The following is a 13079-nucleotide window of genomic DNA, read 5'->3' as shown; positions in this document are numbered from 1 at the left end:
GGTTGGCTTGTCACGTCAACCACCAGCCCCACCGAAGGGACACCATCATGACCTCCACCATCACCCGACGCATGGTCGGCGCCGTCGCTGCCGTCGGCCTCGCCGCCACCGGCACCTTCGCCACTGCCAGCATCGCCAACGCCGAGGTCGGCACGGGCAACACTGCAGCCGCGGTCTCCGCCCAGGCGACCCAGAACTTCGGCCTCTCCAGGACCGAGGCCAAGGTCATCCAGGGGAAGGTGCTCAAGAAGTACGGCTACATGAGCAAGTTCCCGGGCGAGATCGACGGCTATCTCGGCACCAACAGCTGGAAGGCGTTCCAGGTGTACCTGAAGAAGGACTACGGCTACGCCGGCAAGATCGACGGCGACCCCGGGAAGAACACCATCAAGGCGCTGCAGCGCCTGCTGAGGGCCAAGGTCGCCCCGAAGCTCGCCGTCGACGGCGATGCCGGGCCGAAGACGCAGGCGGCGTTCAAGACGTACGCGAAGCGGCTCGCTCGCTGATCCCGTACGCCTCGTGACACCCGGCCGCCGGCGAGATGCCGCGGCCGGGTCTCACATTTCCGCGGTCGGCGTCCAGGAGGGGAACTTGGCGGTACGGCCGTCGCCGGAGGAGCGGCCGGTGAGGCGGCGGTGGATCCAGGGGCCGACGAACTCGCGGTAGTAGGCCAGACCGTTCTTGCCCGCGGCGGCCTCGAAGTCGAGGTCCCACCAGCCCTCGGGGACCTCGACGCCGAGCGAGTCGAGGACGCGGGCGGCGACGCGGTGGTGGCCGCGGGCGTTCATGTGGAGGCGGTCCTCGGACCAGAATCGGCCGTCGGTGAGGGTGGTGTCGGGCCAGTTGTAGGCGCGTACGACGTCGTCACGATGGGCGATCCGCTGCTCGACCAGGCCGACGAGCTCGTCGCCGCGACGCTGGAAGACCTTGCCGAGCGGGAGCCGGGCCGAGGGGTTGGCGCCGGAGAGCAGGATCAGCTTGATCCCGTTGGCGTCGCAGGCCTCGAGCACGGGATGGAGGAAGTCGGCGATCGCGTTCGCGTCGGCCTTCGGGCGGAGCATGTCGTTGCCGCCGCCGTTGAAGGAGAGGTGCGTCGGCTTCAGCGCCAGCGCGGCGGGGAGCTGCTCCTCGACGATCGGGCGGATCAGGCGCCCGCGGATGGCGAGGTTGGCGTACTCCACCGGGACGCCCGAAGCGGCCCAGCCCTGGGCGACCAGATCGGCCCAGCCGCGTACGTGACCGTCAGGAGTCTCGTCGCCGACTCCTTCCGTGAACGAGTCACCGATCGCGACGTAGCGCACTGCCTCCACGAGCCCTCCCAAGCACCATCAAGCACCATCAAGCGGCGAAGATCCATCGCCAGCCTCTGGATTCTAGTCCGCCCCGGGTCTGAGGAGCACATCCGTCCCCGGGCTGACGTCGCGGCCGCCTCGGCTCCTCTACGGTGGGTGCGTGGAGGAGTTGGTACGGCCCTGGCGGCTCGGCCCGCGCGGGCGATGGTGGTTCGACGTGCTGCTCGCCGGCACCCTGTTCCTGATCATCCCGTTCTACGCCGTCCAAGCCCTGCTCGACGGGGGCGCGGCCCAGGACGTGTCGAGCACCAACCACTTCGTCGACCTCGGGCTGGTGGTGGCCCAGGTCGTCCCGTTGCTGTGGCGTCGCCGTCATCCGGTGATCGTCTACGCCGTCGTCGCCGCTGCCTGCGGCCTGCAGGTGCTTCTTCTCGACTATCCGCTGGTCTCCCAGGTCGCGTATCCGATCGCGGTCTACTCCGTGGCTCGCTACGCCAGTCCGCGATGGGGCTTGGCTGCGCTCGCGGTCGGTCTGTTCGGGGCCGGACTCGGTGCCCATGATTGGCTGAGCGCGGTCGATACGGCCTCCAATATCGAGGTTCATGACGAACCGGAAGGCATCGACTGGAGCTCCTACATCTCGATCAGCCTCTCGCTCGCCACCTTCCCGGTGGCCGCCTGGGCGCTCGGCGCGCTGGCGCGCACGCGGACGGCGTACGTCGACTCGCTGATCCAGCGCAACGAGCAGCTGCGCCGCGAGGCCGAGCAGCGTGCCGAGCTCGGGGCGACCCAGGAGCGGGCGCGGATCGCGCGCGAGATGCACGACGTGGTGGCCCACGGGCTGAGCGTGATCGTGGTCCAGGCCGACGGCGCGCGCTATGCCGCCGAGCAGGACCCGGCCCTCGCCCCGAAGGCACTGGAGACCGTCGCGCAGACCGCCCGTGAGGCGCTGGCCGAGATGCGGCAGCTGCTCGGCCTGCTGCGCGACGGGGACGCGCTGACCCGTCCGCAGCCACGGCTGGGCGACATCGCGACGCTCATCGAGGAGACTCGGGCCGGCGGCATGGAGCTGGCCGCGAACCTTCCCGAGCCCGGTCTCGCCGTGCCTGAGGGTGTCGCACTGACCGCCTTCCGAGTGGTGCAGGAGTCGCTCAGCAACGTACGCAAGCACGCCGGTCCGGGGGCCGCGGCGAGAGTCACCGTGACGGCCGACGACGGCGGCCTCACGATCGAGGTCACCGACGACGGCCGCGGCGCGGCCGCGGACGCCACCGCGCAGTCGGGCGGCCTCGGGCTCATCGGACTGGGCTTGATAGGGATGGACGAACGCATCTCCGCCCACAACGGAACGCTCGAGACCGGCCCGGCATCCGGCGGCGGCTTTCGTGTCTACGCAAGACTCCCGCTATGACGATCCGTGTCTTTCTCGTGGACGACCAGGAGCTCGTCCGTGCCGGCTTCAAGATGCTCATCGACTCCCAGCCCGACCTGAGCGTCGTCGGCGAGGCGGGCGACGGCCAGGAGGCCGTCGCCGCGTTGGGCCGGACCGAGGCCGACGTGGTCCTGATGGACGTACGCATGCCCCGCATGGACGGCGTCGAGGCGACCGAGCTGATCGCCGGCCGCCAGGACGCACCCCGGGTGATCGTGCTGACCACCTTCGACCTCGACGAGTACGCCTTCGCCGCGATCCGGGCGGGCGCCGCGGCGTTCCTGCTCAAGGACGCCCGCCCCGAGGACCTGCTCACCGCGATCCGCACCGTGCACGCCGGCGACTCGGTCGTCGCGCCGAGCACCACCCGGCGCCTGCTGGAGCACTTCGCCGCCTCCGCGCCCGCGACGGCCGGGCCGGCGATCGAGGGGCGGCTGGAGACGCTGACCGAGCGTGAGCGCGAGGTGCTCACGCTGGTCGGCCGTGGCCTGTCCAACACCGAGATCGCCGAGACCTTCGTGGTCGCCGAGGCCACCGTGAAGACCCACGTCGGCCGGCTGCTGGCCAAGACCGGCTCTCGTGACCGCGTCCAGCTGGTGGTGCTGGCCTACGAGACCGGCCTGGTCGGCCGCTGATCCCGGGGCCCTAGGCGAGGTGGTGCACCGGCGCCAGGTTGTAGATCGGCGTCTCGATCCCCTCGAACCGGGCCTTGAGCTGCAGCGCGAGATAGAGCGAGTAGTGGCGCGACTGGTGCAGGTTGCCGCCGTGGAACCACAGCGCCTCCTGCTGGGTCGGCTTCCACATGTTGCGCTGCTCGCCCTCCCACGGCCCGGGGTCCTTGGTGGTGTCCGAGCCGAGACCCCAGCACTTGCCGACGCGGTCGGCGACCTGCTCGCTGATCAGGTCGGCGGCCCAGCCGTTCATGGAGCCGTAGCCGGTGGCGTACACGACCAGGTCGGCGGGGAGCTCGGTGCCGTCCTCGAGAACGACGGCCGACGAGGTCAGGTGGGAGACCTGGCCCTGGGCGAGCTTCACGTCACCGTTGGCGACCAGCTCGGCCGAGCCCACGTCGATGTAGTAGCCCGAGCCACGCCGCAGGTACTTCATGAACAGCCCCGACCCGTCGTCGCCCCAGTCGTGCCGGAACCCGGCCTTCTCCAGACGCTGATAGAAGTCGGCGTCGCGCTCGGCCATCTGCTGGTAGAGCGGGATCTGGAACTCGTGCATGATCCGGTAGGGGAGCGAGGCGAAGACCAGGTCGGCCTTCTCCGTGGTCATCCCGGAGGCGAGCGCGCGCTCGGAGTAGAGGTCGCCGAGTCCGATGTCCATCAGCGTGTCGCTCTTCACGATGTGGGTCGAGGACCGCTGCACCATCGTCACGTCGGCGCCGTGCTCGAACAGCGCTCCGCAGATGTCGAAGGCGGAGTTGTTCGACCCGATCACGACCACCCGCTTGCCCTCGTACGCATCCGGCCCCGGGTGCTTGGAGGAGTGGTGCTGCTCGCCCTGGAAGACGTCCATGCCCGGCAGGTCGGGGATGTTCGGCTTGCCGGACATGCCGGTGGCCAGGATGAGCTGCTTCGGGTGCAGGGCGATCTCCTCCCCGCCGCGCGAGACGGTGACCGTCCACTCGCCGGCCTCCTCGTCATAGGAGGCGCTGGTAGCCGTGGTCGAGGACCAGTAGGGCACCTCCATCACCTTGACGTACGACTCCAGCCAGTCGCCGATCTTGTCCTTGGGCGCGAAGACGGGCCAGTTGTCGGGGAACTTCAGGTACGGCAGGTGGTCGTACCAGACCGGGTCGTGCAGGCACAGCGACTTGTAGCGGCCGCGCCACTGGTCCCCGGGCCGCTCGTAGCGGTCGATAACGAGAGAGGGCACCCCGAGCTGGCGCAGCCGCGCACCGAGCGCGATCCCGCCCTGCCCACCACCGATGACCACCGCGTACGGCTGCTCGGTCAGGCCCAGCGTCTCCGCCTCGGCCTGCCGCTTCTCGGCCCAGGTCACCCGGTCGCGGTTGACGCCGTGCTCGGCACCCTTCGGGCGACGTACGCCCCGGGGCTCCTCGTGTCCCTTGATCTCGTAGAGCGTGGTCAGGAACGTCCACGCCTTCGCGCGGTCGTCCTCGACCTTGAGGCGCAGCAGTCCGCGGCCGCGACCGATCGCGGTCTCGAAGGTGAACCAGGCGGTGGTCACACCGTCCGCGGTCGCCTCCGGCTCCTCGAGTGCGAAGCCGGAGGGGTCGACGCGGTCCAGGGTGCTCTCGAGCAGGTCGGCGACCCCGGCGGGGTCCTCGACGGTGGTGATGTTCCAGGAGAAGGCGACGAGGTCGCGCCAGTAGCTCTTCGTGGCGAAGAGGCCGGCGGCCCGGGGGATGTCGCGTTCCTCCAGTGCGGCCTCGAAGTCGGCGAGCCAGGTCTGCGCCGGGCCGCTCTGAACGGCCGGGGGAGTGGGTTCGAGTGTCTGGGTCATGCCCCCAGCACACCCCCGCGCGGGCGCCGGAGAAAGGGTTGCAGCCGATTGCATGTGGCGCCGGTCACAGCGAGGACCTACCCTCGGAGTCGGAGGTGGACGCCAGATGACAGTGACCGGAGCAGTCCCGGCGGGCGCCGACCTGCCGCGCCTCGCCCGTGATCTCGTACGCGTCCACGACGCCGTCCTGTCCGGCACCCGCCCACCGAGCACACCCCGGATCCTGGTCGAGCGCTCCTGGCGCCGCGTGATGAGCATGGGCCTGGAGCCCGGGAGCAGCAACGGCAGGCGTACGCCGTCGGCAGCCGAGTGCGCGACCAGGAGAGCCCGCTCGCCGCTGGCGATGGTCATCGACGACCTGCGGGCGGTGCTGACCTCGGCCGCGGATGCGGCGACGTACCTGATGGTGGTCACCGACGACGAGGGCGTGGTGCTGTGGCGGGCGGGCTCGGCGCCGGTCCTCAAGATCGCCGACCAGCTCGGTTTCGTCGAGGGCGCCCTGTGGACCGAGCGCGCGGTCGGCACCAACGCGATCGGCACCGCGCTGGCCGAGGCGGCGCCGGTCGAGCTCTTCTCCGCGGAGCACTTCGAGCAGGCCCAGCATCCGTGGTACTGCACGGCGGCCCCGATCCACGACCCCCGCACCGGAGCCCTGCTCGGCGTCGTCGACGTCAGCGGGCCCGCGCTGACCCTGCACCCGGCGATCGGCGCCCTGGTCGAGAGCGCGGTACGGCTGGCCGAGATGTCGCTGTGGCGCCGCCACCAGGAGTGGCTCGAGCGCCTGCGCCGCGAGACCGACCACGTCGTCTCCGGCGTCGAGGGTCCGCTGCTGGTCGTCGACGACGACGGCTGGGTCGCCCACCACGCCGGGATGGCCGCCCGCGACCGCATCGCGGCGCCCCGGCAGGACAAGATGCTGACCGTCCCGGGCCTGGGCCTGTGCCTGCCCGAGCGGGTCGGCGAGCGCGGCTGGCTGGTGCGGCCGACCTCCTCCAGCTCCTCAGGAACCCTGACGGCCCGGCTCGATCCCGACGGCACCCTCGAGGTCGTCTCGGAATCAGGCCGCTGGCGCACCACCCTGACCCGGCGCCACGTCGAGATCCTCACCCTCGTCGACCGGGCCGGCCCTACCGGCCTCACCGCGCGCGGGCTCAGCGAGGCCGTCTTCGGCGACGCCGAGCACATCGTCACCGTGCGCGCCGAGGTCTCCCGGCTGCGCCGCTCGATCGGCGCCCTGGTCGCGACCAACCCCTACCGGCTGGCCGACGGAGTGACCCTCACCCGGGGATGACCCTGAGCCGACCCTTGCCGATCCACCCCAGGTCGTACGCCGGGATCAGCCTCCAGCCCGATGCGGGCTGACGCCTCGTGGCGAGAGGGTCGGTGGCATGACACAGACCTCTGTTCCCACGATGACGGCCGCCGCCCGAGCGGTGGGCCTGACCAAGACCTACGGCAAGGGTGCGACCGAGGTGCACGCACTGCGTGGCGTCGACCTGGAGATCCGCCGTGGCGCGTTCACCGCGATCATGGGCCCGAGCGGCTCGGGCAAGTCGACGCTGATGCACTGCCTGGCCGGCCTCGACCGTCCGACCAGCGGTGAGGTGACGGTCGCGGGCCAGCCGCTGCAGAACCTCAACGACGACCAGCTGACCATCTTCCGGCGGGAGAACATCGGCTTCGTCTTCCAGGCCTTCAACCTGCTGCCGATGCTCACCGCCGGGCAGAACATCCAGCTGCCGCTGGAGCTGGCCGGCAAGCGGGTGACCGACGAGACCCGCGCCCGGGCGCAGATGATCGCCGACACCCTCGGCATCGGCCAGCGCCTGGGCCACAAGCCCTCCGAGCTCTCCGGCGGCCAGCAGCAGCGCGTGGCCATCGCCCGTGCGCTGGTCACCCAGCCCGCGATCCTCTTCGCCGACGAGCCCACCGGAAACCTCGACTCCGAGACCTCGGCCGAGGTGCTCGACCACCTGCGCCGCAGCGTCCGCGAGCTCGGTCAGACCGTGGTCATGGTGACCCACGAGGCCTCCGCCGCGGCGTACGCCGACGAGATCGTCACCGTGATGGACGGACACATCGAAGGGGTGACGCGCTGATGCGGACGGTGCTGTTCGCATCCCTGCGGACATACGCCCGCCGGTACGCCGCGGCAGTCGTGGCGGTCGTCGCCGCGGTCGCGCTGATCGTGGTGACCAACGCCCTCACCTCGGCGACGAAGTCGGGCCTGTTCGCGGGCATCGACGCGCCGTTCCAGAACGCGGTGGGTGCGGTCGACCTCCCGTCCGACGAGGTCACCGACAAGTACGTCGAGAAGGGCGGCTGGGCGCTGGCCCTCTCGATGCAGCCGGTCCGCACCGACGAGACCATGCTCGGCCAGGACATCATGGTCGGCGCGGTCTCCACCGAGAAGCGCTGGCAGTGGCAGGACCTCGAGGAGGGCCGGTTCCCGACCCGCGCCGGCGAGGCCGTGGTCGACGCCAACGCCGCCAAGACCAACAAGGTCGCCATCGGCGACACGCTGAAGGTCGGCAGCGGCAAGACGGCGGTCGAGACCACCGTCGTCGGCCTGGTGGACGCCCCGTCGATGTGGTCCTCGCCGATCTACGTCACCGGGCCCGAGCTGCAGGGCTGGGACGACCAGTACGTCCAGGCCGTCATGACCGCCGGAACCGGCGACAAGGACGACGGCTGGCTGAACACCGACGACTACCTCACCGAGCTGCAGACCCAGCTCAACAAGGAGGTCAACGTCGTCGCGTACATGGTCCTGATCTTCGCCTTCATCGCGCTGTTCGTCTCCGTGCTGGTCATCACCAACACCTTCTCGATCCTCTTCGCCCAGCGGATGCGCGACTTCGCGCTGCTGCGTGCGATGGGCGCGACGAAGCGTCAGGTCCTGCGATCGGTACGCCGCGAGGCGCTCGCTCTCGGACTTCTCGCCTCGTTGCTCGGCCTGGTGGTCGGCGTCCTGCTCGGCTGGGGGATCGTCGCGCTGGTGCGGCAGCTCGCCGAGACCGCCCCGCTGGGTGACGTCGCCTTCGAGTGGCCCTGGCTCGTGGGCGCGTTCGTCCTCGGCGTGCTCACCACGCTGGTTGCCTCGTGGCTGCCGACGCGCCGGCTGATGCGGCTGAGCCCGCTGGCCGCGCTGCGGCCGCAGGAGGGCTTCGACGTACGCGGCGCCGGGATGTTCCGGATCGGTCTCGGTCTGGCCGTGGCGCTGGCCGGCATCGCGACGATCTTCGTGGCCGTCGGTTGGGACGACGCGCAGACCGGGATGCTGATCGTGCTGCTCGGCTGCGGGGTCACCTTCATCGGCGTGATGCTCCTCGGTCCCGCGCTGGTGCCCGGCCTGGTGCGGCTGGCCGGGTCCGCCTTGGCTGTGGTCGCCGGCTCTCCGGCGAAGCTCGCGGCGGCCAACGCCGGACGCAACCCGAAGCGCACCGCCGCCACCGCGGCCTCGCTCCTCGTCGGCGTCACCCTCACCACCGGCGTACTCACCGGGATGGCGACCATCCGCGGCGCCACCCTGGACGAGATGGCGCAGCAGCACCCGATCGACATCGCGCTCCAGGCCGAGTCGAAGCCGCTGGCGGACTCGGTGGCCGGGGACGCGAAGGCGGTCCCGGGCGTCGCGGACGCGGTCGCCGTACCGGGGGCGATGGCATCGGTGCGCACCGACGGCAAGCCCGTCCCGCTGCCGGTCGTCGCCCCGCCGGGCGGAGACATCGCCCTGCAGGACATGACCGTGAAGCCCGGCACGATGGTGATCTCCCCGGTGGCCGCCTCGGCCTTCGTGGAGGACGCGTTCGAGGCTTCTGGGGAGAAGGTCACCCTGGTCGTCGGCGACCGGACCGCGACGGTGACCCTGGACGTACGCGAGATCGACGGAGCCCCGCAGATCTCGACGGCCACGCTACGGACGCTGACCGAGGACCCGCAGACGTACGCCGTCTGGGTCCGCGCCGACGCGGGCGCCGACCCGGAGGACCTGGCGGGCGCGATCGGGGTGATCGCCCCCGACGCCGAGCTCACCAACGGCAAGGGTCAGCGCGCCTGGGTCGAGCTGCAGCTGGACGTGTTCACCTGGGCGGTGATCGGACTGCTGGCGATCTCGGTGCTGATCGCGCTGGCCGGCATCGCCAACACCCTGGGTCTCTCGGTGCTCGAGCGCGGTCGTGAGCACGCGCTGCTGCGCGCGCTAGGCCTGACCAAGCGTCAGCTGCGGCGGACGCTGGCCGCCGAAGCGGTGCTGCTCTCGGCCGTGGCAGCCCTCGTCGGCACCGCGCTGGGCGTCTTCTTCGCCTGGGGCGGCAGCGAGATCCTGGTCGGCGACATCATGCCCGACGCCACCTTCCAGCTGCCGGTGCTGCAGCTGATCGCGGTGGTCGCGGCCGCAGGCCTGGCCGGTCTGGTCTCCTGCGTGGCGCCCTCCAAGCGGGCCACCAAGGTCAGCCCGGCGGAGGGACTCGCGCTGGACTGACCCTGGCTGTACCGACGTCGGGGCAACGCTCGATCAGACCTCCGCGTGCTCCTGCTGCTCCTCCTCGGAAGCGGTGGAGCGCGCGGAGGCGATCAGGCTGGTGGTGACGGTGACGGCGAGGATGCCGACGATGACCACCAGTGAGAGCCAGGTCGGGATCACCGGGACGCTGTCCCAGTGACCGTGGCCCCAGTGCAGGCCGAGCTTGATGCCGATGAAGGCGAGGATCGCGGCCAGACCGTAGGAGAGGTGGACCAGCTTGGACAGGGCGCCCTCGAGCACGAAGTAGAGGGCCCGCAGGCCGAGCAGCGCGAACGCGTTGGTGGCGAAGACGAGGTAGGGGTCGCCGGTGATGCCGTAGACCGCCGGCACCGAGTCGACGGCGAAGACGATGTCGGTGGCGAAGATGGCGAGCACCACGATGGCCATCGGCTTCAGGCCGATCTTGCGGCCGATGCGTACGGCGAGCATCTCCTCGGGGTCGACCTTCTGGTCGTGGCCCTGGAGCGCCTCGGCGAAGATCTTCGCCGCGGTGATCAGCAGGATCGCGCCGAAGATCAGGAAGACGATGTCCCACTGGGAGAGTGCCGCGGCGCCCAGCGCGATGAAGATGCCGCGAAGCACGAGCGCGCCGACGATGCCGAAGAGCAGCACCTTCTGCTGCAGGTGCCGTGGCACCGCGAAGGCCGCGAGCAGCAGCATGAAGACGAACAGGTTGTCGACGCTGAGCGACTTCTCGACGATGTAGCCGGTGTAGTACTCGAAGCCGGTCTGGCTTCCGTGGGCGTTCCAGACCCAGACGCCGAAGGCGAGCGGAAGGGCGATGTAGAACGCCGACCAGCCGATGGCCTCCTTCATGGAGACCTCGTGGGGCTTGCGGGTCAGGACGAAGTCGAGGGCGATCAGCACCACGACGGCGGCGATGGTCACGGCCCACAGAGTGGGCGTGGCGATGGTATCGAGCATGCGGGTTCCTCAGGCGTGTCGATGAACGTCTGAGGTCTCCCTCACCCCGAGATCGGGGCGCCATTCCGGGACGGTGTCGGCACCGACGTACTGACCGGAATGAGCTTGGTGAGGTACTCCCCTCGAGGTGAAGCGTATCGGTTGCGTGGAAGGGGTTTGCAATCGACCGTCTCACGACACAATGGGGGGATGACGACGGAGTCACAGATTTCCCTGATCGACGACCTCGCCGCCGGCGTCTTCGAGGTGGTGACCGACGAGATCTCGCTGCTGGCGGCCTCGACCGACCGGTCCGGATCGGTCGCCGCCGGCCTACCGCTGGCGGTGGTGAGGGCACACAGCGTCGCGGACGTCCAGGCGGCGATGCGGGTCGCCTCGGCGCACCGGGTGCCGGTGGTCCCGCGCGGTGCGGGCACCGGGCTGGCCGGGGGAGCGGTGGCCGGCACCGGCCACCTCGTCGTCGACCTGTCCGCGATGGACCGGATCCTCGAGCTCGACCCGGTCGACGAGATCGCGGTCGTCGAGCCGGGCGTGCTCAACGCGCGCCTGGACGCGGCGGCGGCCGAGGTGGGGCTGCGGTACGCACCCGACCCGGCCTCGGCGGCGATCTGCTCGATCGGCGGCAACGTCGCGACCAACGCCGGCGGGCTGCGGTGCGTGAAGTACGGCGTCACCCGGGAGGCGGTCCTCGGCCTCGACGTCGTCCTCGCCGACGGCACCCTGATCCACACCGGCCGCCGCACCATGAAGGGCGTCGCAGGCCTCGACCTCACCGCCCTCTTCGTCGGCTCCGAGGGCACCCTCGGCATCGTCGTCGGCGCGACCCTGCGGCTCAAGCCACGGCCGGTCTCCACGTTGACGGCGTCGGCTGCGTACGCCTCGGTGGCCGCGGCCGCTCGCGCCTGTGCCGAGATCGCCGCCGCCCGGCGGCTGCCCTCGATGCTGGAGTTCATCGACCGGCGCTGCCTCGAGGCGGTCGACCGGTTCGCAGGCACCAGGTATGCCGAACGGGGCGATGCGCTGGTCATCGCCCAGGCCGACGGGCCCGCGGCGGCGACGGAGATCGAGGCCATCGCGGCGATCCTCGGCAAGGAGGCGACCTGGATCGAGCAGGGTGTCGACGAGGAGTCCTCCGACCGGCTGGTCGAGACGCGTCGCCAGGTCCTGCCCGCGATCGAGGCGGAGGGGTCCTGGTTCATCGAGGACATCTGCGTGCCCCGGTCCCGGCTCGCCGAGGCGGTCGACCGGATCTCCGAGATCTCCGAGCGGCACGGCGTACGCACCTACACGCTCGCCCACGCCGGCGACGGCAACCTCCACCCGGTCATCGGCTGGGACCCGTCGCCCGACGACGTCCCGGGCGTGATGCCGCCGGCCGAGACCGCCGCGGGCGACGAGATCTTCGCCCTCGCCATCGAGCTCGGTGGCACCACGACCGGCGAGCACGGTGTCGGCCGGCTCAAGCGCAAGTGGCTCGAGCCCGAGATCGGCGCCGACTCCATCGACCTGCAGCATCGGATCAAGGCGGCCCTGGACCCGCTGGGGATTCTCAATCCTGGTGTCGGGTTCTGACCAGCTTCATGACACCCTTGCTCCGTGCGTGTCGGAATTGCTGCTGTCGTCCTGACCCTCGGCCTCGCGATCACCCTGATCGCCTGCGGCGGCGAACCGGAGGCCGCCGACCCCACCTCACCCAGCGAGTCGGCCAACGTGGCGACGGTCGTGACCGCCATCAAGGGCGCCGACGGGACCTCCGCGACCGCGGGCGGCTACACGCTCGGTGACGTCAGCCTGCCCGCCGAGGCCGGCACCCCGGGCAAGGTGAGCTTCACGATCACCAAGGAGGGCGACCCGGTCACCGACTACATCGAGGAGCAGACCAAGGACCTCCACCTCTACGTCGTACGCGACGACCTGGAGGTCTTCCGGCACCTGCACCCGACCCAGGGTGAGCCCGGGGAGTGGTCGGGCGACCTGACGCTGCCCGCGGGCGGCACCTACCGGGTGGTCGTCGAGTTCGCGGCCCGGACCCCCGACGGCAAGGGGGAGCAGGCGATGCTCGGAGCGACGGCGAAGGTCGCGGGGGCTTCCGAGGTGGACGTACCCGGCTCCGACGACGGCACCGTGATCGCTGCTTTGGAAGAGACCCCGAAGCCCGGGATCGACCAGGAGGTCGGCCTGCTGATCTCCGACCCGGCCGGCAAGCCCGTCAACCTCGGCACCTATCTCGGGGTCTACGCGCACGTGACCGCGTTCAGCCGGGAGACGGGCGAGGTGATCCACCTGCACCCGCTCGGCGGCCCCGAGAACGGCGAGGACGGCACCCGCCTCGGCATCCATGTGAAGCCGCCGAAGGCGGGCGACTACGTCTTCTTCGTGCAGGTACGTGTCGACGGGATGATCCACACGCTCCGGCTCCCCGTCACCGTCTGAG

At 70.6% G+C, this 13079-nt stretch carries 11 protein-coding genes; 8 read left to right on the top strand and 3 right to left on the bottom strand.

All coding sequences use genetic code 11. From position 1 onward, the window contains the following. The first annotated feature begins 47 nt into the window (after nucleotides 1–47). Nucleotides 48–506: a peptidoglycan-binding domain-containing protein gene (locus OG801_RS04815; RefSeq protein ID WP_355020254.1), complete on the top strand. Its 459-nt coding sequence runs from the start codon at nucleotides 48–50 to the stop codon at nucleotides 504–506. 51 nt (nucleotides 507–557) lie between these two features. Here the strand turns inward: OG801_RS04815 and OG801_RS04810 are convergent, their stop codons facing one another. Continuing rightward, complete coding sequence (locus OG801_RS04810; protein WP_406034059.1) at nucleotides 558–1310, bottom strand: SGNH/GDSL hydrolase family protein; 753 nt, start codon at nucleotides 1308–1310, stop codon at nucleotides 558–560. Nucleotides 1311–1452: 142 nt separating this feature from the next. Between OG801_RS04810 and OG801_RS04805 the strand changes: the two genes are divergently transcribed. Beyond that, nucleotides 1453–2703, top strand: coding sequence for a sensor histidine kinase (locus OG801_RS04805; RefSeq protein ID WP_406034058.1), 1251 nt, complete (start codon nucleotides 1453–1455; stop codon nucleotides 2701–2703). Next, a complete protein-coding gene (locus tag OG801_RS04800; RefSeq protein ID WP_406034057.1) occupies nucleotides 2700–3359 on the top strand; it encodes a response regulator in 660 nt (219 codons plus the stop codon). The genes OG801_RS04805 and OG801_RS04800 overlap by 4 nt, the downstream gene beginning before the upstream one ends. A gap of 10 nt (nucleotides 3360–3369) precedes the next feature. Here OG801_RS04800 and OG801_RS04795 read toward each other — a convergent pair whose 3' ends face one another. Further along, nucleotides 3370–5196 (bottom strand): flavin-containing monooxygenase, encoded by a 1827-nt coding sequence (locus OG801_RS04795; RefSeq protein ID WP_406034056.1) that lies wholly within the window; start codon nucleotides 5194–5196, stop codon nucleotides 3370–3372. 106 nt (nucleotides 5197–5302) lie between these two features. On the opposite strand from OG801_RS04795, the gene OG801_RS04790 reads away from it, so the two are divergent. The 3 genes from OG801_RS04790 to OG801_RS04780 all read left to right on the top strand — a co-directional run bounded on the left by OG801_RS04790 (nucleotide 5303) and on the right by OG801_RS04780 (nucleotide 9679). Beyond that, complete coding sequence (locus OG801_RS04790) at nucleotides 5303–6487, top strand: GAF domain-containing protein (protein ID WP_406034055.1); 1185 nt, start codon at nucleotides 5303–5305, stop codon at nucleotides 6485–6487. Nucleotides 6488–6584: 97 nt separating this feature from the next. Further along, on the top strand, nucleotides 6585–7295 hold the full coding sequence (locus OG801_RS04785) for an ABC transporter ATP-binding protein (RefSeq protein WP_355020260.1): 711 nt from the start codon (nucleotides 6585–6587) through the stop codon (nucleotides 7293–7295). Then, entirely contained in the window at nucleotides 7295–9679 is a 2385-nt protein-coding gene (locus OG801_RS04780) for an FtsX-like permease family protein (protein WP_406034054.1), read from the top strand. The genes OG801_RS04785 and OG801_RS04780 overlap by 1 nt, the downstream gene beginning before the upstream one ends. Before the next feature lie 33 nt (nucleotides 9680–9712). Here the strand turns inward: OG801_RS04780 and OG801_RS04775 are convergent, their stop codons facing one another. After that, nucleotides 9713–10645 carry a TerC family protein gene (locus tag OG801_RS04775; RefSeq protein ID WP_406034052.1) on the bottom strand — a complete coding sequence of 311 codons (933 nt, stop codon included), beginning with the start codon at nucleotides 10643–10645 and terminating at the stop codon, nucleotides 9713–9715. Between the two features lie 189 nt (nucleotides 10646–10834). Here OG801_RS04775 and OG801_RS04770 point away from each other — a divergent pair, with 189 nt between their 5' ends. Together OG801_RS04770 and OG801_RS04765 are read left to right on the top strand one after the other, a co-directional pair. After that, entirely contained in the window at nucleotides 10835–12217 is a 1383-nt protein-coding gene (locus tag OG801_RS04770) for an FAD-binding oxidoreductase (protein WP_406034050.1), read from the top strand. Between the two features lie 24 nt (nucleotides 12218–12241). Next, nucleotides 12242–13078, top strand: coding sequence for a hypothetical protein (locus tag OG801_RS04765; RefSeq protein WP_406034048.1), 837 nt, complete (start codon nucleotides 12242–12244; stop codon nucleotides 13076–13078). The last annotated feature ends 1 nt before the right edge of the window (nucleotide 13079 follow it).

It is taken from the genome of Nocardioides sp. NBC_00163, assembly GCF_045206295.1.
GTDB lineage: Bacteria > Actinomycetota > Actinomycetes > Propionibacteriales > Nocardioidaceae > Nocardioides.
The sequence above is the reverse complement of the archived record's forward strand: the minus strand, read 5'-3'. Positions and strand labels throughout refer to the sequence as shown.